General features: G+C 38.3%; 10 protein-coding genes, 1 tRNA gene and 1 pseudogene. 8 read left to right on the top strand and 4 right to left on the bottom strand.

Features of this window, described 5'->3' with window-relative positions:
* The first annotated feature begins 82 nt into the window (after positions 1 to 82).
* Positions 83 to 10600 (top strand): thrombospondin type 3 repeat-containing protein, encoded by a 10518-nt coding sequence (locus tag CXF85_RS04345; RefSeq protein ID WP_101227273.1) that lies wholly within the window; start codon positions 83 to 85, stop codon positions 10598 to 10600.
* A gap of 57 nt (positions 10601 to 10657) precedes the next feature.
* Positions 10658 to 11056 carry a hypothetical protein gene (locus tag CXF85_RS04340; RefSeq protein WP_101227272.1) on the top strand — a complete coding sequence of 133 codons (399 nt, stop codon included), beginning with the start codon at positions 10658 to 10660 and terminating at the stop codon, positions 11054 to 11056.
* A 234-nt stretch (positions 11057 to 11290) separates the two neighbouring features.
* On the opposite strand, the gene CXF85_RS04335 is transcribed toward CXF85_RS04340, so the two are convergent.
* Positions 11291 to 11366: transfer RNA gene (locus CXF85_RS04335), tRNA-Arg, on the bottom strand.
* 243 nt (positions 11367 to 11609) lie between these two features.
* Between CXF85_RS04335 and adhP the strand changes: the two genes are divergently transcribed.
* The 4 genes from adhP to CXF85_RS04315 all read left to right on the top strand — a co-directional run bounded on the left by adhP (position 11610) and on the right by CXF85_RS04315 (position 15279).
* Positions 11610 to 12620, top strand: coding sequence for an alcohol dehydrogenase AdhP (gene adhP / locus CXF85_RS04330; RefSeq protein ID WP_101227271.1), 1011 nt, complete (start codon positions 11610 to 11612; stop codon positions 12618 to 12620).
* A gap of 307 nt (positions 12621 to 12927) precedes the next feature.
* A complete protein-coding gene (locus tag CXF85_RS04325) occupies positions 12928 to 13497 on the top strand; it encodes an RNA polymerase sigma factor (protein ID WP_101227270.1) in 570 nt (189 codons plus the stop codon).
* On the top strand, positions 13490 to 14206 hold the full coding sequence (locus tag CXF85_RS04320) for a hypothetical protein (protein ID WP_101227269.1): 717 nt from the start codon (positions 13490 to 13492) through the stop codon (positions 14204 to 14206). The genes CXF85_RS04325 and CXF85_RS04320 overlap by 8 nt, the downstream gene beginning before the upstream one ends.
* 95 nt (positions 14207 to 14301) lie before the next feature.
* Positions 14302 to 15279: a hypothetical protein gene (locus CXF85_RS04315; RefSeq protein ID WP_101227268.1), complete on the top strand. Its 978-nt coding sequence runs from the start codon at positions 14302 to 14304 to the stop codon at positions 15277 to 15279.
* A 172-nt stretch (positions 15280 to 15451) separates the two neighbouring features.
* Here CXF85_RS04315 and CXF85_RS22735 read toward each other — a convergent pair.
* Positions 15452 to 15895: pseudogene (locus tag CXF85_RS22735) on the bottom strand (hypothetical protein); the annotation flags it as partial.
* Between the two features lie 551 nt (positions 15896 to 16446).
* Between CXF85_RS22735 and CXF85_RS04305 the strand changes: the two are divergent.
* Together CXF85_RS04305 and CXF85_RS04295 are read left to right on the top strand one after the other, a co-directional pair.
* Positions 16447 to 18351: a TonB-dependent receptor plug domain-containing protein gene (locus tag CXF85_RS04305; protein ID WP_198555481.1), complete on the top strand. Its 1905-nt coding sequence runs from the start codon at positions 16447 to 16449 to the stop codon at positions 18349 to 18351.
* A gap of 299 nt (positions 18352 to 18650) precedes the next feature.
* Positions 18651 to 19073 (top strand): FKBP-type peptidyl-prolyl cis-trans isomerase, encoded by a 423-nt coding sequence (locus CXF85_RS04295; RefSeq protein ID WP_442871861.1) that lies wholly within the window; start codon positions 18651 to 18653, stop codon positions 19071 to 19073.
* A 150-nt stretch (positions 19074 to 19223) separates the two neighbouring features.
* On the opposite strand, the gene cydB is transcribed toward CXF85_RS04295, so the two are convergent.
* The gene (gene cydB / locus CXF85_RS04290) at positions 19224 to 20222 is read right to left on the bottom strand and encodes a cytochrome d ubiquinol oxidase subunit II (protein ID WP_101227263.1); all 999 of its coding nucleotides are present in this window, start codon (positions 20220 to 20222) and stop codon (positions 19224 to 19226) included.
* Positions 20215 to 21588 (bottom strand): cytochrome ubiquinol oxidase subunit I, encoded by a 1374-nt coding sequence (locus tag CXF85_RS04285; protein WP_101227262.1) that lies wholly within the window; start codon positions 21586 to 21588, stop codon positions 20215 to 20217. Before CXF85_RS04285 ends, cydB begins: the two co-directional genes overlap by 8 nt.
* Positions 21589 to 21667: the final 79 nt, after the last annotated feature.

Genomic DNA, 21667 nt, shown 5'->3' with positions numbered 1-21667 from the left:
TAATATTTCTTAAGCGTTAATGCAATAAATTCTGATTTATTGTTGCATATTAAAACAATTATATTTAATAGGGACTTGTTTCATGCAATACATTTTCAAATATTTGTCTAAAACTATCAATATTTTATTCATAACCTTATCTATTTTTGCTATTTATGGTTGTGGTTCTGACTCTAAAACAGAAGAAAAAAAACCACCTGTTGTTCAACCGGAGCCTATACCTGATCCAGAACCTGAACCAGATCCAGAACCTGTAGAAATAACTATAACAGGGAGTGCAGTGAAAGGTCCTTTAGCTTTTGCCGATGTTAAGGTTTATGCGATAGACTCAACTCAAACAAATTTTGTAGGTGTAACTGTTGGAACGGGTAATACCGATGCAGCTTCACAAATTGAAAACTTATCTTTACCCTTTCCTATATCACCGCCATATATTCTAGAAATTAGCGCAGTTGAAGACACCATTGATATAACTACCGGGCAATACCCTGTTATCGAAGTGATGAAAACTTTGCTTACTGATGAAATGTTATCTGGAGGTAAGCAAGTTTTTGCGACTCCTTTAACTGATATGACAGTTTCATTAATATTTAAAAATGCTGATTCTAATGTACTTCCGTATACCGGTAATTTAGATGGCACAACAACTAATGCAGAAATTTTGGCCGCTATTGCACCGGCCCAAGAACAAGTGAAGTCTACATTAGGTTTTGGTCTTGAAGACAATGTTGATTTATTCAATACTCCTCCCTTAATTAATGAGGATACCAATTCGGCTGATGAGCAAGCATCTACAGCGGCATACCGTAGTGCTGTTGAGGCACTAACTGCGGTTGTTTATGAAATTAAACAGCTGAGTGGTGACAGTGATGTTAGTACTGATAATATTCTTGATGATTTAGCTGCGGATTTATCTGATGGTGTTATTGATGGCACTGCTGATGGTGTTGTTACCGAAAGTTATCCAGAGAATGCGCTAGAAATATTAGAACAAGACCCTTCTACATTACCCATTCCAAATGATCCGGATGGCCGTACCGTTGCTGATGTTAAAGAGTTAATTATTGCTGAAACGGTACAAACGGGCAATACCGCAACAGATACAGCTGCTTTTGTTGCTAGTGAAGAAGTCATTGTTTTAGCCCCAGCAGAACTTTCACCAGATATTGATGGTGATGGTGTATTCAATTCATTAGATGCTTACCCTGAAGATGCTGCAGCTGATAGTGATTTCGATAACGATGGCATGCCCGATGTAGCATACATAGTTGTAGATGATTTAAGGACAGTTGTAGTTGATGCTGAACGTTCAGACAATGATGATGATAACGATGGCGTTATCGATGAAAATGATGCATTTCCATTTGATGCATCAGAAACGACTGATACCGATTCAGATGGTACCGGTAATAATGCTGATACTGATGATGATAACGATACTGTATTAGATACAGCAGATGACTTTCCCTTAGATAGCACACGCTCTAATGCGATAGATCAAGATAATGATGGTTGGCCTGTAGGGCAAGACTCAAATGATAGTGATGTAAATAGTCCTGATATTACTTTTGTCGATACTGATGGTGATGGCCAAGCTGACACAGGAGGTTTAGCCCCTGATAGTGATGATGATAACGATGGTGTTATTGACCTTGATGATGTATTTCCGTTAAATGCTAGTGAAAGCAGTGATTTAGATTTCGATACTATTGGTGATAATACGGATACAGATATTGATGGTGACAATGTTTTAAACGAAGATGATTTATTCCCATATGATGCATTGGAATCAATTGATACTGATGGTGATGGTATTGGTAACTATCGCGATGAAGATGACGACGGTGATAGTTTAAAAGATGAAACTGAAGCCTTACTTGGCACTGATCCACTGAAAAGTGATACGGATGGTGATGGCGTTTTTGATAATGCAGATGCCTTACCGCTTGATTCTTCGGAACGTTTCGATACAGACAAAGATAATATAGGTAACAATTCTGACAATTGTCCGCTAATCGCTAATACATTCCAAATTAATAGTGATAATGATGCATTTGGTGATGCTTGCGATACTGATGACGATAATGATGGTGTATTAGATGATGCCGATGATTTCCCTACCGATGCGACTAAATTTAATGCAGTAGATGCAGATAACGATGGCTGGCCAACAGAGCAAGACTCTGATGACAGTAATGCGGCAGTGCCAAGTGATATTTTTGTAGATACAGATTCTGATGGTCTGGCCGATAGTGGTGGTTTAACACCTGATACAGATGATGATAATGATGGTGTTATTGATAATGATGATGCATTCCCGTTAGATGTAAATGAATGGCTAGATACTGATAGCGATGGTCTTGGTAATAACCACGATTTAGATGATGATAATGATCAATTCTTAGATGTTGATGAAATTGCAGCTAACTCTGACCCATTAGACTCTACCAGTACACCAGCCGATTTTGATGGTGATTTAATTGCTGATGTTAGTGATGCAGATATCGATAATGATGGTGTATTAAACGCGCAAGATGCCTTTGATTATGATGCATCTGAAACCCTTGATACAGATGGTGATGGTGTTGGTAATAATACCGATACTGATATTGATGGCGATGGTGTTGATAATACTAATGACGCATTTCCTAATGATGTTAATGAGTCTGTCGATACCGATGGCGATGGTAAGGGTGATAATGCTGATACGGATTTAGATGGTGATGGTGTAAATAATGCCACAGATGCATTCCCTAGAGATTCGTCTGAAACAACAGATACCGATGGTGACGGTACAGGTGATAACGCCGATGAATTCCCTAATGATGCGACTGAAGTTGTAGATACTGATGGTGATGGCACGGGTGATAATGGCGATGCATTCCCAAGTGATCCGTCTGAAGTAGCAGATAGTGATGGTGATGGTACAGGTGATAACGCCGATGTATTCCCGAATGATGCGACGGAAATTACCGATACTGATGGCGATGGCACTGGTGACAATGGCGATGCATTCCCAAGTGATCCGTCTGAAACTGCAGATAGTGATGCTGATGGTACAGGTGATAACGCCGATGCATTCCCGAATGATGCGACGGAAACTACCGATACTGATGGTGATGGAACGGGTGATGTTGCGGACAACTGTCCAATCGATGCCAATGAAGATCAATTAGACATTAACGGTAATGGTAAAGGTGATATTTGTGAAAATGAATTATTCGAATTTAGTTATACCTTCCTAACTGGCGAAGTATTAACGGGTGTCATTAATGGTGTTGTATTAGCTGATACCGATACGGTTCAAATTAACTCGTTTATCTCTGTAAAATTTGATAATGAAAGCTTCTTAAGTATTGAAAATGATGAAGTAAGAGCAACATTAATTACCGATACTCCTAGCATGAGTTTCTCTGGCAATGTACTCGATTTTTGGGTCTGCCCAGCAGGCTTTACCGCGCAATTCCTTGGTGGCGGTGATTGTAATTTTAAAAATGAAAGCGGCTTCTTATTAACTCACAGTATTGAATTTGCAGTCGATGGCTGGGCAGCAGCAGGCCCTGGTGATAGTGTGAATAAACCATCGGAAATGGGGATAACCACAGCTAACTGGACCTTAGCGCCACTAGATACTGATGATGACACTGTTCTTGATATCGACGATAACTGTCCGCTTATTCCAAACATCGACCAAGCAGATAGTGATGGAAATGATATTGGTGATATTTGTGATAATTACACTTTTGACTTAAATGGTCACTGGTTAATTGAACAAACATATACGCAAACAGGAGTTAACGGACAGTGTCAACCAGAGCCTGTGGAAGCGGACATTATCATTGCAACGATGAGTGCATCTCAATTGCACTTTGTTGGTCATAAGGACGCAGATGTCGAAGATGAAGGTATATATGGCATCATTAAATCTGACGCAACTTTTACTTTCAGTGACGGTACATTTATAGCTGACGATGGCGTATATGAGCCTAGTACTGATTCCTTCACTTTCTCGTTTACTGAATTTGATAACGAAGAAAGCTGTACCGAAGTAGGTAATATTTACGCTACTCGTATAACTCAAGTGAATGAACAAACTTCAATGGTTGGTGGTGTTAGTTGGTACGAAGGTGATATTGAAGGTAATAATGGCCAAATCTCGAGTGTACTCTTTGAGAAAGGCGATGTTACAGATGGTCAATTAGAAGTTTTCTATGAATATGATACACAGTTGAGTCAATGGACTGAAAGCAATGCTGGTAGTTCAGATAAGCTAGTTACTGACATCGGTATAGTCACAGGTACAGATATTTTAACTGCTTCGGGTTATGTTAATACTGGTGAAACATTGATTTTATCTAATTCAGAGGAGATTCTGCACTTAGATTTCCAAGAGATGAATTTAGACGGTTATTCAATTACTGGTATTTTAGGTGACGAGTTTTCGTCGGTGATATCTTCTGATGCTACCTTTACTGCCGCTTCAAAAGCCTTCTTTACAACAATCACACAACAAACAGATTCTTATGAATTTTGGTGTGATGATAATTGGGATGCTTGGTTTGAGGCAAATCTAGAGTGTAATAATGCTATTCCTATTGCTTGGGATCCTGAATTTACACCAGCTGAAACCATGGCTGACATTATTAACCTTTCTAGTAACCCTCTTACCGATCTAATTGGTGGGATTTGGTTAGGTGATAATGGCCAAGTAAATGTACAAGCATATTTAGTTTCAGATAATGGTGATATTGATGGAGCTAACTTTAAAGCTGTGATCATTGAGAATGCGAATAGTCTATGGGAGCCAACGAAGATAGCGGAAGCAGGGCTTATTATTAAAAGTGTTGGCAGTAATATTGTTTATAGCTTTATAGTTCCTGAAAATGTGCATGTAGACTTAGAAAGAGATTCCGACGAAAGATACATATTCTTAGTTGAAGATAGTGAAACTGAGCCAGGTCTGACGATAGTACGTCGTGGTAATTATTTACCTGTAGGACATATAGAATCGGCATTATTGTTTGATGCAACAGCGAAAGCTGAAATTGAAGCTGCGTTCAATTATGTTGATACAGATTTTGATAATATCCCTGATTCACTCGATCCCGACCAAGATAATGATGGTGTTGCTAATGAAGATGATACTTTTCCTCTAGATGTTACCGAGTGGTCAGATTTAGACGGTGACGGTACGGGTGATAATGCAGATATCGACCGTGATGGTGACGGCGTTAATAATGATATAGATGTAGCACCAGATGATGCTGATATTTCAGTAGCACAAACATTTACCAGTGCTGAATTAAAAGCTCAATATATTACTTTACCTTTAAGCCATGGTGATGAACCAAGCTTTAGGTTAGGTGTAGGCGCAGGTACTCAATACATGTTTAATGCTGGTCTTGGCGACATGGTCAGCGGCTCAGGTTCAACGAGCTTTAGTTATTCAATAGTCAATGATGAACTATTGATGAGCGTTGATGCGCCAGTGCAAAGTACAACGTACTTAACACCTTCAGATATGGCCGATATGGGCATTGTGAGCCAACAAGCAGCGGATGACTTTATTAATAGTAACGGTAATTATCAAATAGAAATGTTGAGTACAGTTAATGAACGTCGTTGGCTTTTAGCTGCAAGCGATATCAGTACACAAACATTCTGGCAAACCTCAGTAACGGACTATAGTTTTGTCCAAGTATGGGAGCAAGAGCAGTTAATCGGTTTAGGATCTAATTTAGTAACTATTGAATACTCAGGTAGTCTCTTATTAACTGATATGTCGACTTTAAACGCAACAGCGTTTACTGAAACTGAGTTAATCGCTGGGAACTGGGCAATGCCATCGAATTTGGATGAGTTCAGTACCGATATTCAATTCCGTTTGGCCGCAGATATGGCTACTTTGAACGCCGATTATAGTGGCTCTAATACAATCAGTGGTAGTACGTTTACTTGGTCACTTGATGCGGGAACCTTGGAGTTATTTTACCCCAATGGTGGATATGTGCGCATGACACGTTACCAGGACTTTGCAGAAATTGATGAGGTGTTAGTCGAGACAGATAATGCTGGTATTAAGAGCAGCTCTTATCAGATGGTGGCACCTTTTGTAAATGCTACATTAGATCCACTAATTAATCAGTTTGCGCAAAATAGTTTCTCACTAACTAACCCAGATGCTTACGATAATGAAGGTAACTATGATCTCACGGACGTATTTGGTTACCGCCTACAGGACAATGGCGTAGCAACACGAGTTTGGAGTGGCGATGGCGATTTCAATTTCAACGATTATGGCTCAGGTTGGGATACTTGGCAGTTGAACTGGGGAGATTTTGGAGCCGCTGAAATGACTGCTTATATGGACGGGAATGGCACTTGGCATTCAGATTGTAATCCAGATGACTGGGAATGTAGTCCTGTACGTAAACGTGTATGGGTTCCAATTCAGCAAGTAGGCAATCGTGTTTATGTCATTGAGTATGAAGAACGTAATTCAGAAGCATGGAATTACGGAGCTGATCCGGTTTGGTACATGCAGATCGCCCCACGTATTCAATTCTATGAAGTATTGGATATAGGTTTAGATTCTGATTTTGATGGCACAATTGATAGTCTTGATGATGATATGGATAACGATGGTTTCACCAATGATGTCGATGCATTTGTGCTTGATGCTAATGAATGGCTTGATGGTGATATGGATGGTATAGGTGATAACGCTGATGCCGATCTTGACAACGATGGTGTTGCTAATGAAGATGATGCTTTTCCTCTAGATGTTACAGAGTGGTCAGATTTAGACGGTGACGGTACTGGTGATAATGCAGATATCGACCGTGATGGTGACGGTGTTAATAACGATATAGATGTAGCACCAGATGATGCTGATATTTCAGTAGCACAAACATTTACCAGCGCTGAATTAAAAGCTCAATATATTACTTTACCTTTAAGCCATGGTGATGAGCCAAGCTTTAGATTAGGTGTAGGCGCAGGTACTCAATACATGTTTAATGCTGGTCTTGGCGACATGGTCAGTGGCTCAGGTTCAACGAGCTTTAGTTATTCAATAGTCAATGATGAACTATTGATGAGCGTTGATGTACCAGTGCAAAGTACAACGTACTTAACACCTTTAGATATGGCCGATATGGGTATCGTGAGTCAACAAGTTGCGGATGACTTTGTTAATAGTAACGGTAATTATCAAATAGAAATGTTGAGTACAGTTAATGAGCGTCGTTGGATTTTAGCCGCAAGCGATATCAGTACACAAACATTCTGGCAGAGCTCGGTAACGGATTATAGTTTTGTCCAAGCATGGGAGCAAGAGCAGTTAATCGGTTTAGGGTCTAATTTAGTAACTATTGAAGATTCAAGTAGTCTTTTATTAACTGATATGTCGACCTTAAACGCCACAGCGTTTACTGAAGCAGAGTTAATCGCTGGTAACTGGGCAATGCCATCGAATTTGGATGAGTTCAGTACCGATGTCCAATTCCGTTTGGCCGCAGATATGGCTACTTTGAACGCCGATTATAGTGGCTCTAATACACTCAGTGGTAGTACGTTTACTTGGTCACTTGATGCAGGAACCTTGGAATTATTTTATCCTAATGGTGGATATGTACGCATGACACGTTACCAGGACTTTGCTGAAATCGATGAAGTGTTGGTTGAGGCGGATAATGCTGGTATTAAGAGCAGCTCTTATCAAATGGTGGCGCCTTTTGGTAATGCCACATTCGGCCCATTAATGAATAAATTTGCGCAAAATAGTTTCTCACTAACCAACCCCGATGCCTACGATAATGAAAGTAACTTCGATCTCACGGACGTATTTGGTTACCGCCTGCAAGACAATGGCGTAGCAACACGAGTTTGGAGTGGCGATAGCGATTTCAATTTCAATGTTTATGGCTCAGGTTGGGATACTTGGCAGTTGAACTGGGGAGATTTGGACTCAGCAGTAATGACGTCATATCTCGACGGCGCTAAAAATGGGGCATGGCATTCAAATTGTGATCCTAGCAACTTGGATTGTAGTGAACATCGAAAACGAGTATGGGTTCCCATTCAACAAGTAGGTAATCGTGTTTATGTCATTGAGTATGAAGAACGTAATTCAGAAGCATGGAATTACGGTGCTGATCCGGTTTGGTACATGGAGATTGCCCCACGTATTCAATACTACGAAGTAATGGATATTGGTTTGGACAGCGATTCTGATGGTATTAATGACACTGTTGATAATGATATGGATAACGACGGTTTCACCAATGATGTTGATGCGTTCGTGTTTGATGCTAATGAATGGTTAGACTCCGATGGTGATCTTACCGGTGATAATCAAGATGCATTCCCGTTTGACGCGAATGAACAGTATGATTCAGATGATGATGGTGTCGGCGATAATGCGGATGATTTTCCGTATGATCCAACTCAAACAATAGGTACTCCAGTAAATGGCATTTCATTTATTGATGTAGAATTACAAAACTGTGTTAATGATATTGGTGCTACCTTTGTAGAAGATATTACTAGTCTTGATTGTAGCAACCGAAATCTAAGTGATATTTCAGATATTAGTCAACTTGCAAGCCTTCAAGACGTTAATTTAGTTGGTAATAAAAATATCTCTGACTTTAGTTCATTAGCACTTATTTCTAGTCTGATTCACGTTGATGTATTTGATACAAACTTTGCAGATAGTGACTTTTCAGCTTTTGCAGGGCACAGTACTATTGAACGTATTGCCTTAGACAGTAATTTAGTGACCAGTATTGCTGATGCAGCAAGTATGCCTAATTTACGTGGCTTGCACTTGTGGACGGAGAATATTTACGATTTGAGTGTTCTGACAGGTTTAGCTAATTTTAATGAGTTAGCAATATCGGTAACTCAAGTCGTAGACTTCAGCATATTTACTCAGTTAAACCTTGAGCACCTCTGGTTAAACGGCGAGCTGGAACCATGGCAAGTCGATATCATTTTAGGGTATTCGAACATGCAACAGCTGTCTCTAGGTTGGAATAGTTATTTAAGTAATGATCTATTGTCGCAATTTATTAATAACAATCCAAACTTATCTACATTAGGTATTGAAAATACGCTAATTACTGACTTATCTTCCTTGTTTGTTAATGGTGAATCTTGGAATGAGTTAGTGATCCCTTTAGAGTATATCAATGTAGATAACTTAGCCGTACTTGATGGTATTGACCTTGGTACGCAAGTACAAGAGTTGATGAATAAAGGTGTTCAGGTAGAAGGCGAGTTAGCTTATGGTTGGTTAATTGCTGATGCGTTAGCTGAAATCAATGATGCTGAACTTAAGCAATGTTTACTTGAACATACACAAGGTATGACGGTTACAGGTCAACTTAAAAGTTTAGACTGTGATGGTCGTAATATTCATGACTTATGGGGGCTATGGGTTTTTGATAATTTACGAACACTTATATTAAATAATAACCCTATTATGGATTTAGGTGGTGAGTTAGATAGTATGCAATTCTTACAAGAGCTGCATCTTCATAATGCATTGGTTGCTGACATCAATACCTTGTGGAATAACCCTGAACTTTCTTATCTCGGTGTTAGTAATTTACCGCTAAATGATCCGGAACAAGTGAATAATTTATCAAGTAATATCTTTGTTGATGGAGTAGTGCAAGCCACTGTTGCGTTAAGTAGTATTACTTTTAATGATGTTCAATTACAACAATGTGTTGATGACACACTATTAATCAATATTAGAGAGCTAACCGATTTAGATTGTAATGCTTATGGTATTAGCGATATTTCAGATATTAATCAATTAACCAATTTATTTAACTTAAACCTTAGTGGTAATAGCGGTATTGTTGATTTAAGCCCTTTAACACAACTAGCGAGCTTAACGGTTATAAGGTTAACTGACCTGTTGATAAGCGATGGGCAAATGGGCAATATAGCTAATATTATGCGTCTTGAAGATTTAGACATCTCAAACAATGACACGCTTACTGACTTAGGGCCTTTAAGTAATGCTCGTCAATTAAGAGCTGTCCATTTATGGGGCACTAATAGCTACGATTTAACACCACTTACAGATATGCCTATGTTGCATATGGTGGCGTTAGATTATGCACAACTTAGTAACGGTGTTGAGATATTTACGCAAATGCCAGCGTTAAACGGCTTATATTTGAATGGGGATATTCCATATGTCGATTTTGAAACATTAATGACAAGTGTATCTCTTAGTAATCTAGGTCACCGTGGGAACAGCCTATTTGATGATACCTACTGGCAACTAATTATATCTAACCAGCCAAATCTTAACTTTTTAGAGATTACCAACGTGTCTGTCTCTGGTTTAACAGGTATAGATACATTGCTTAATCTCAATCATTTGGGTATCAACAATACCCAAGTTAATGATATTCAACTGTTAATAGACTTACGTAATGCGCAAGATGTTTTATTTTCCAACGACGTAGATCAATCTCGTTTGAGCTACGTAAATATTGACGCCATTCCTTTAACTGATGCAAACCAAAAAACGACCTTAGAAGGTTTAGGTGTACTAGTTGATGGCATCCCTCAATAAAATAATATTGAGTAAATAAAAAGGGATAGCAATATCCCTTTTTTATAGGAATAAACAATGAAAAAAATAATCTTATCATTAGTCGTTGGTTTAGTTGCAGGATACGGCGTAACTAACGCTCTTGAAAGTGACCAAATATCAAAGTTGCACGCTGAAAACAACAAAGCTAACCAACAACTATCAAAATTGTCTGAGCAGTTACTTGTTTTACAAAAGCAAAAGAAGCAATCACTACGCATAGCTCAGGGCCAAGTAGTGAAACGATCAGCTAAAAGTTTAACGAGTAATTCATTACATAAATCAAAGCCAACGAAACCGAGTCAAGAGCAAATGTATGCTCAGCGTAAGCAAGCTATAGAGCATATAACTACTCAACAAAAGCAGCAAGCGCAACAAAGCAATAATGAATTGAAGGGAAGTCAGGTAAAAACCACTGAAAATGGTACTGTATTATAAAATATGGTGGGTTTTTAATAGAGTAAGTCAAAAAGGTAGAGTATAAAATCTCTGCCTTTTTTTATGAGTTAAAATAATCGCAGTAAACGATTATTTTGAGACGAGCACTGACGTTTCATTAACAAGTTTTTAAGTGCTTAGAGGGATTTAAGTGATAATAAAAAGAGAAGTAAATGTGTAAGAAAAGTCAAAGCTACTTACCTATTTTTTCTAAGTCATCACGTAAAGTATAGTTGGCGTCCCCACCGGGACTCGAACCCAGAGCAGCGGCTTAGGAGGCCGCAGTTTTATCCAGTTAAACTATGGAGACATAGCGCTAACTCCTCTATTTTAAACATACTTTTTATCGTTTGTTAATTTTTTATTCTATTTTTTTGTGTTTTTATAGCCTTAACTCCTTCTTACTATTATTTAATCGCCTGTCACCGCCTAAGTTGATTGTTTTTTGGTCTTTTATTCGACTTTCATTGATCTGTATCCTTGTCTTAAAGGTCAGGGGTTTTACAATGAATTATTTGCTATACCTCACTATTAATGAAAAAGGAGTTCAATTATGAAAGCAGCGGTTAATCATAAATTTAAGGGAAAACTTGAAATTCAGCAACTCGACAAACCAACTATCTCTAGTAAAGAAATTTTAGTTAAGATCCATGCCTGTGGTGTCTGTCATACCGACCTACATGCGTGCCATGGTGATTGGCCTGTTAAACCTAAAATGCCATTGGTACCAGGTCATGAAGGTGTTGGTGAAATAGTTGAAATAGGTGAGCACGTTAAACACTTAAAACTAGGTGACCGTGTTGGTATTCCTTGGTTGTATAGTGCATGTGGTTATTGTGATTATTGTTTGTCAGGCGATGAAAATTTATGTTTATCTCAACAAAACGCGGGTTACTCAGTTGATGGCAGTTATGCTGAGTATTGCAAAGCCGATGGCGATTATGTGGTTAAAATCCCTGATGGTATTGATTATGTTGATGCGGCCCCCTTATTTTGCGCAGGCGTTACTACCTATAAAGCATTAAAGGTTTCTACCGCAAAACCGGGTCAATGGATCGCCATATTTGGCATTGGTGGTTTAGGGCACTTAGCCGTGCAATATGCCGTTGCCATGGGATTAAATGTTATTGCTGTTGATACTGGCGTTGAAAAATTACAGCTTGCTAAAAGCCTTGGTGCGACTCTATGTTTAGACTTTAAAGAAGATGATGTTGTTGCGAGGGTCCTTGCTGAAACTGGCGGCGTGCATGCCAGCATATGTACAGCGGTTAGTAAAAGCGGCTTTGAGCAAAGCTATAAGGTCATTCGTCGTGGCGGTAAGTGTGTCTTAGTTGGTTTGCCTGCTGAAGATATGCCATTACCTATTTTTGACACTGTTCTTAATGGCGTTAGTGTTATTGGCTCTATTGTTGGTACACGTAAAGACTTAATCGAGTGTTTAGACTTTGCCGCTCGTGGGAAAGTAAAAGCGATTACCATTGAAAAGTCACTTGAAGATATTAATGATATTTTTGAAGACATGATTAATGGCGATATAACGGGTCGTGTGGTGATGAAGTTTTAATGCCTGAACACTTTGTTTGTTAGTTATTACTGTTAGCTATAAGCATCAGGTATAACACATAGTTATGAAAAAGCCCTTTACCGTATTATTCGGTAAAGGGCTTTTTTATGCACAGAGTTTAGTTCTACAGGCAGGTAGCTAGACGTTTTGTCTATCTAATGAAAATAAAATTAATTTTTTCAAACTATTTTGCTAACCAACACTACTTTATAGTAGAACCTAAGTAAGAATGAAGCTTATGTTACCGATGATGACATAATCAAAATGCTAATAATAAGTATCACTATAAATATAAATAGGAGCCTTTGTGTTTGAAAAAAGCGATAAAACGCTCATAGCGCTAGCGCTAAAAGGGAAAGAGTCTGCATGGCTAACACTGGTAAAGCGTTATGAGAAAAATCTCTATAACTATGCTTTACGTATGGTAAATAACCCGACAGACGCCATGGACTTGATGCAAGATATTTTTATAGCGTTATTTCGAAGTTTGGACAAATTTCGAGGTGAATGTCCTTTTAAAAATTGGCTGTTTAAAATTGCTCATTATCGTTGTCTTGAGTTTTATCGACGAAAACGGCCGATGCAATCCCTTGATGATGTGCCTGAGCAGGAAGATGCAGACACAGTTTGCCTAGAAAAGGATTTACATATTCAGCAACAAAGTAGCGCCTTGTTAGAGGCTATGCAGAATTTACCGGTAAAGCAAAAGTTAGTGGTGGAACTCAAGTTTTTCCAACAATGTACTTTTGAAGATATTAGTCAGCAGTTAGGCATATCAACTAATACGGCAAAATCACAACTTTATAGCGCACTCGATAAATTAAAAATGCAATTAACAGATGATTCAATTCGTAAAGTAGAGGTGGAGTATGTCTGAAAATAAATCAGTTGATGCTCGAATGAGTGAAAACGACAGAGCATTATTCAGCGAAAGCCTTGCCCATCAAGCAAGCGTTGAGATAGAGCAAGAGGTGCCTGATTGGCATAGATCACAAGCTTTTGAACAGCATTTCAAAACTGAAAAAAGCACAGTACAAGGCCATTCAATTAATTGGCGAATGTGGTTGGGTGTTCCCACATTATCAATGGCGTGTTCAGCCGTTGCTATCACCATAATAATGACATTTATGCAGGGTAAGCCTTTTGATCAACAAGCATTTGATCAGCAAGTAGCTACCTTAATTGACCAACAAGTTCAGCAAAAGGTAGCTGCCCAGTTAACTCGTTCGTTAGGAAACTCATTATCAAACAAAGACAATAAAGATATCGAAACCTTAGTGGATTTAAAATTACGTGAATTTGCCGCTGAGCAACAAGTTATTTTAGCTAATTACCGTGTTGATATGAGTACGCAGCAGCAGAGCAATAACCTTGCCTTAGCTGGTTATGTGATTGGCGCTTCGAGAAAAGAACGTAAAGAAGATATGAGTGACTTTATTAGTTTCTTTAATGCACAACGACAAGATGAACAATTAACACAGAAAATTAAATTCCAGCAACTTGAACGAGAGATTAGTTTTCAAAAAATTGGGCTAAAGCAAAACAGTGACACCAACGCAACTAAGCCAGTTAACTATAAAGGTTAGGTTTAGATAGTTACCACTTAATACCGCTAAATAAGCCTTGAGAAATTTAGGCAAACAAAACAGATATTAGTACTATCCATACAGGGGAATTTAGAATGAAAGTAACAAACTTAATGAAAAAGCCAAATTCGAGCAAAAATATTATGAAAGTAAAAGTAAAAATAGCACTAATAAGTTCTGCATTATTACTCGCGTTTAGTGTTCAAGGCGCTGATCAAAACTACGATAAATTGCATAAGCAATTAGATATCATGAATGACATTATGTTGTCATCGGCTAAAGTCTCACAGAATTCACGTCAATCATTGATTCGCTCAATTGATAGTGTTTATTTGCAAGGGCAGGGAGCTATTTTTACGATACATTCAGCTCATGGTGGATCATCGCATCATCAGTTTTTTCAAATAGTAGCGCCAGTATCGAAATTACCACCATTGCCGCGAGTAGCGCCATTAGCGCCTATTGCTCCCCTTAATGAAGCTGAAAGAATTGTTATTTCGAGTGATGACGATTTTGATCTCTATTTTGAAGAACACAAACTTGAACGCGTTATTGAAGTGTTTGAACAGCAAAGAGAAGGCGCTAGAGAACTTCGTAGTGAGCAACGTGATATTGCCTACGAAATGCGTGATATTGAGCGACAACGTAAAGATATAGAGTACCAGTTACAACATGCAGAGAAAGAGTCTAAAGATGAGTTAACAGCTGAGCTTAACAAGATTAAAGCAAGTACAGTAACTTTGCATAATAATAGAACCAAACTTGAGCAAAAAGTTACTGAGTTAAATAAGGTGAGAGAAGTGCAACAAATGGCTCAAACCAAAGCAAGAAAGGCACATTTTTCTGCGCTAAATAGCGCTTTAGTGGAAACATTATGTTTATACGGTAATGGATTGCGAGAAGTACCAAGTGAAGAGCATGTTAGCTTAATTATTAAAGGTGCGGGCAACCAGCAAAGCCGAGGTTTCAAGGACCAAATTTTGGTATTTAATAAAAAAGATATTAACGCTTGCGCCAACAGTAAATTGACAGCTAAAAAATTATTAGCAAAAGCAGAGCAGTATCAATTTTAGTTTTAGGCTTAGTTCAAGTCGCCAGTGTTATGCTGTTTGAGTAGTACAAATAGAGAAAAGCGATAAATAGCACAATTAATCGTCGCTATTTATCACTTTTATATTGTTTTTATTTCAAGATAGATAAATGAAAAAGGTGTGCTGTTGCTTACCGCGGGCAAAGATAACGGGTCTAGCGGGGGCCTGTAACAACAATATCGTCAATAGCAATGTCTCCTTTCCAGTCACCAGCAGCGACTGTTCTAAAGCGGATAATGATATCACCATAGAATTGAGATAGGTCTATGTTATGCTGGGTAAAAGCATCACTTGAGCTCGAGTGTTGTTGACCATCCAATAATAAATGATCAAGTTTCCAGCTACCTTGATGAAATACATCAACACTTAAGCTGCCAATTTCAACGCCATACATATGGGAATAAAAGCTCAAGCTACGTTGACTTCCACTAATAACGGGACTGTCGAGAGAAGCTGTATCACCGACGTTATAGGCATAGTTACTTGAAGTTTCAACATAACCATATAGCCCTGTAGTTAACGCGCCTTCACTCGGGCCGGTACTGCTTGAAGGGGGTGTGCCCGCTTCACTCTCCCAAACATGATTGGCATCGCTACTGTTGGTCCAACCATTAAATTAACTGAGCGGGCGTTAATACCGCCTATCAATTAACGAAAAAATTGCCTAGTTCTATGGGTAAAGAGTTTAGCGTTATGACCAAGCGAACCTTGATGATATTTATAGTTCGGGGTGCTTTTATCCTTGTGAAGTTACTGCTATAGAAATACAAAGTAGTGCCTTTCGGCAAGCCATTTTTTTTTACCAGAGCAAGCAAACCTTGCATTGATGCATGCCTGATAAAATAAACAGCCGCTACGGATAATATACTTTAAAACTTGCGGCGCAAGAGTCAAGTGATTGCTTGAAAAGTATACAAGACTTACCCTGTCTACAATACAACACACCAATTTTCGAGACATTGTTAAATACTTGATGTGAAAACTAATATAAATTTGTGAAGTAAACTTTCAGCGCTCTAGTTGTTTTTTGATATTTGCTTCTCTACGCTTAAAAGAGTATTAGTATTTTAAGCGTAGAAAAATATGCTGCTAAGCTTTCTATTCCGGATTATTTTTATCATCATTTTATGTACTGGCAGTGCGTTGTTCGTGGCACAGGCTAATATCCAAGTATTGAGTAATGATACAGAAATAGATCCGTTTTCTTTGTCGTTAGAACAGTTACTAAAAATTCAAGTAACTTCAACTTCAAGATCAAATACCGAGGCTAAAACTTCAGAAGGTATCATTACGGTGATTACAGCCGAAGAGATAACGTTATATGGTGCAAAAAACTTAGTTGATGTATTGCAGCGATTACCAGGTACCTTATTGAATGCTGACTCACTCACACCTAGAGATGTGCTATCTGTTCGGGGAGACCGTTCAATAGCAGGCGATCATGTATTGTTTCTAATAAATGGCCGACCTTTTCGTATTAGCGCCTTTTCCTCATCAGCAAGCAGGCTATTACTCTATGGCTTTCCTCTTAAGCAAGTTAAACAAATAGAATTTATTCAAGGCAGTGCGTCAGTATTATATGGCGCTAACGCCTATAGTGCAGTGGTCAATATTATTACTAAAGATGCCAATGAATCAGCAGATTTTATTAGTGGCACTGTGGGTGATAATTCAGCGATGCAATTGCAGTTTAATGGCGGTATTGTGAATAAAGGTTTTTCCGCGAATATGGCTGGCAATTATTTTAAATCACAGGGTTGGGATTCACAATTTCTAGACAGTGACTTAACAACAATTGAGCATAACTTAGTGCATGATAACTTGGCTTTTTGGGCTGAATTGCAAGTGGGCGATAATAGTATTAGTGGTTATAGCAATAAGCTAGCAGGAAACTATTATGGTTTGAAAACTCCTTTTGATACGAATGAAACATTTGAAGATGATGTGCAATATATCGATATGGGTTATCAACTATATAATGCGGATAATTTACAGAGTAAGTTTAGCCTTAGCAATATATGGTATGAAAGTTATAGTTTAAAAAGTAATGAATTGAATTTAGATTTTGAGAATCAATTTCAGTTTACTAATAGTCGGTTACTGATTGGTGCTAACTTAAACCAGATTGTTAATGCGAAGGGCACCTCAAATAATGTCGGCATACAAGTAGATGAGTTCTCATCTGATTTATATTCACTGTTCTCTCACTATAATTATCGCTACCATGATACGAATTTAATCATTGGCGCTATGTGGCTAAAATTTTCAGGTCTAGAGTCGCATTGGGTACCTAGGTTGGGTATTGTTCATCAGTTTAACCCTCAGTGGGTAGCGAAGATACTTTATAATGAGGGCTATCGAGCGCCTAATGCTATTGAAACCAGCTTAAACATTTTTAATGGCTTGGTGATAGGTAATAAATTGCTCGCGCCAGAACACATTAAAACCGTTGAAAGCCAAATAAGTTACAGTAAGAACCAATATCACCTTGCTGTTTCGGCATTTAAAAGTACCCAAGACCAACTAATCAATATTGCTTCCAGCAGTCAAAATATGTATCCACGGAGCTTTTATAATACCGAGCAGCGTGAATTTATTGGCGGCGCAATTGAAGCGCGTTACCGCTATCAAAACTGGGACATACAAAGCTCTTACAGTATACAAAAGAACAAACAAACACAGTTTTTAGCGACACAAACAAATATTGATGATATTACGCAAATGCCACAACATACTTTTAAACTAGGAGTGAGTTATAAGTTTGAAAATTATTCAGTGAGTGTGTTTGATAACTATAGTTCGAAGTATCCCACCAACGCTCTCGATTTAAGTGCAGATGTTAATGAACAAGCTGGCGAGGATCATAATATCAGTTTTAATATGTTATGGAATTTTGACCAGCAATATGAAGGACTGTCACTGTCGCTATATATAAATAATTTACTTGATGAAGCGCTCTACGTGAAGCAATTTGAAACAACAGAAAACTCTATTAATAGTTATCCTCATGAAACATCAAGAGCAGCATATTTAACGTTAGCTTATCAATTTTAGTTCTACTGATGTGGGCACCCCCCTATTTTCATGCTGTTGAAACTGAAACATCTCAGTAAATTCATGTGCAACCTTCGCTAGTAACAAAATGATCGTGGCATCTAGGTGTGTTTTGCTAACTAACCGACGAAAAATAGAATGAATTGGCCTTTTTTTATAAAGGAAATTAAGGTCTTTGAACTGGTAAATTAATGAGAAATTAAGTAGCATGAATTTTTAGTTAAACAACTGTATAAGAGTATTATTAAATGAGTAAGTTTTTATTATTAGCTATTGTTATTGGTCTTTTTGTGTTCTTCATGATGCGACAAAATGGCAACAAAGAAGCAGCCCAACTTAATATAAAATTAGGTCATGAGTTTTTAGCGGCTAATAAAAGTGAGGAAGGCATTATAGAGACAGCTTCAGGCTTACAATATAAAGTGCTTACTCAGGGAACAGGTAGTGATCACCCAAATCGATCTTCGAAAGTTAAAGTGCATTACCATGGCACTTTACTTGATGGCAGTGTATTTGATAGTTCAGTAGACCGAGGGGAGCCAATTAGCTTTGGTTTGAACCAAGTTATCAAAGGTTGGACCGAAGGTGTTCAGCTAATGGTAGTTGGAGAAAAAACACGTTTTTATATTCCATCAAGTTTAGGATACGGTAATAAACCGGCAGGAAAAATAGGCCCAGGTGCATTATTGATATTTGATGTTGAATTGCTGGCGATAAACTAAGTCTAAGTCTAAGTCTAAGCATAAGGCATAAACTATAGCCCAATGCGGATCACCGTAAGCAATAATCAAAAAAGCACATTTAGTAATACTAAATGTGCTTTTTTATTATCTATTAATTAAGTTACTTACATAGATGGATAAGCATAACCGTTAATTGTATCTCAATTCTTGTACCTTGCCCCAAAATACACGATAGGAAAAAATGGTGTAACTAATGATCACAGGCACAACGACTATTGCTCCCCATAGAATAAAGCTAAGTGATTCAGGCGCAGCAGCTGATTCCCAAATAGTTAATTTTCCTGGCACAATATAGGGAAAGAAACTAAAAGCTAAACCAAATAAACACAAGGAAAAAATAACCACAGCAGCAACAAACGGTCGCCAACAGCCTTTATCATCCACGGCTGGCAACTGTTTCAACTGAATTTGACTATAAACAAATAAGGCAAAGCATAATACCGGTAAAGGTAATATATATAAGGTCGTTGGCCAAGCAAACCATTTAGCGTAAACATCAGGGTTTATTAAGGGGTTTACCGCAGAAACAGCTATAACCCCAATAAAACAAATAAGACCGGTCTTTTTAGCCCAGTTAACAGCTTGTACTTGCAATGCCCCTTCGGTTTTCATGATTAACCAACATGCACCAATGTATGCATAAGCAGCAGCTACACCAAAAGCACTGAGAAGACTAAAAGCATAAGCGGCTAAGGTATCTTCAAAGCCCATCACATACATGCCTAACATATAACCTTGGCTCATTGCTGCGAGTAACGAACCCACTTTAAATACTTTATTCCAAGTGGGTTTGTGGCTAAATGCGGCTTTGGCTCTGAAATCAAAAGCTACCCCACGTAATACTAAGCTAATTAATAATACCGCAGTCGGTAAGTAGAGCTCTTTAAAAATATGACTATGCGCTGCTGGAAAAGCAATTAACAGTAAACCAATCGCTAAGACAAGCCAGGTTTCATTGGCATCCCAAAAAGGGCCAATGGAGGCAATCATAGTATCGCTATCATCTTTTTGTTTTAGGGGGAGTAAAATACCCACACCTAAATCATAACCATCTAAAATGGCGTATAACAATAATGAAAAACCCATTAGCGAAACAAAAATTACTGCCAGTGAATCAGCTTCAAACATAATTACTCTCCTTTATTGGCATTGAATGAACCACAGGTTTAACTTTTTCATCATCGGTGATTTCTTCAATTTCAACAGCACGGTTTGCCATAGTAAATATCGTATGTAAATAAGCGGTCATTAACACCACATACAAAATAAGATAAAGAGACAGTGATAAAGCTACATTACCCGGAGCTATATCAGTGGCAGCGTCTTTAACGGTTAAAATACCGGTAACTAGCCAAGGCTGCCTGCCAATTTCAGTAACATACCACCCAGCTAACGTTGCTAGCCAGCCTGAAAAAGACATAGCAACTAATACTCTTAATAACCATGTTGGCAAAGGCTTATTACGCCAAAGCTGTATTCGACTCAGCCAAGAAATAATGAGCATTAACATACCAACACCTACCATAATTCGAAAGGCGAAAAACAATGGTGCTACTGGAGGATGATTACCCTCAAATTCATTTAAGCCTTTAATTTCACCTTCAAGATCATGAGTTAAAATGAAACTTGCCATCTTAGGGATAGCCAGTTCAAAATGATTAGTTTTATTCTGCTCATCAGGAATGGCAAAAAGTAATAGCGGAGCGCCTTTTTCTGTATGCCAAACACCTTCCATTGCAGCAATCTTTTGTGGCTGATGTTCAAGGGTATTTAGCCCGTGCATATCGCCAATAAAAATTTGCAGAGGCGCTAAAACCATTGCTACCGTTAAGGCTATTTTTAAGGTCAATTTAGGTGCTTGTTTATCATCGCCCTTTAGTAATCTATAAGCACTGATGCCAGCGATTAAAAATGCGGCGGTTAAACCTGATGCTACAACCATATGCGATAAACGATAGGGGAATGAAGGGTTAAAAATAATCGCTAACCAATCAACAGGAAAAGCAACACCATCGCGCATTTCATGACCTTGTGGGGTTTGCATCCAAGAGTTAAGCGCTAGAATCCAAAAGGCAGACAAGGTAGTACCAATGGCAACAATAAGGGTCGCTAAAGTATGTACCCTTGCTGAAACTCTATTCATACCAAATAACATAATACCGAGAAAGCCAGCTTCAAGAAAAAATGCAGTTAATACTTCATAACCTAATAACGGGCCAGCAATATTACCAACAGTTTCCATGAACTTAGGCCAGTTAGTGCCAAACTGAAATGACATGGTAATGCCAGTAACCACGCCAATGGCAAAAGTTATCGCGAATATTTTGACCCAAAATCGATAGGCGCGCATCCAAACTGGCTCGCCAGTTTGAACAAAACGTAATTTGAAATAAAACAAAAACCAACTTAGCGCTATGGTTATTGTAGGAAAAAGAATATGAAAACTGATATTAGCTGCAAACTGCATGCGTGACAGCATGAGTGTTTCAAACATAATGGACTCCGTTAGCCTACTACTTAGAGGTGGTTAAATGGTTGGCTGTAAATTGAAAATGTTCAGTGATTTATAAACA

Origin of the sequence: Colwellia sp. 75C3 (assembly GCF_002836255.1) — a bacterium.
Lineage (GTDB): Bacteria > Pseudomonadota > Gammaproteobacteria > Enterobacterales > Alteromonadaceae > Colwellia.
Note: the sequence above shows the minus strand (reverse complement) of the source record. Positions and strands in the feature narration are given on the sequence as shown.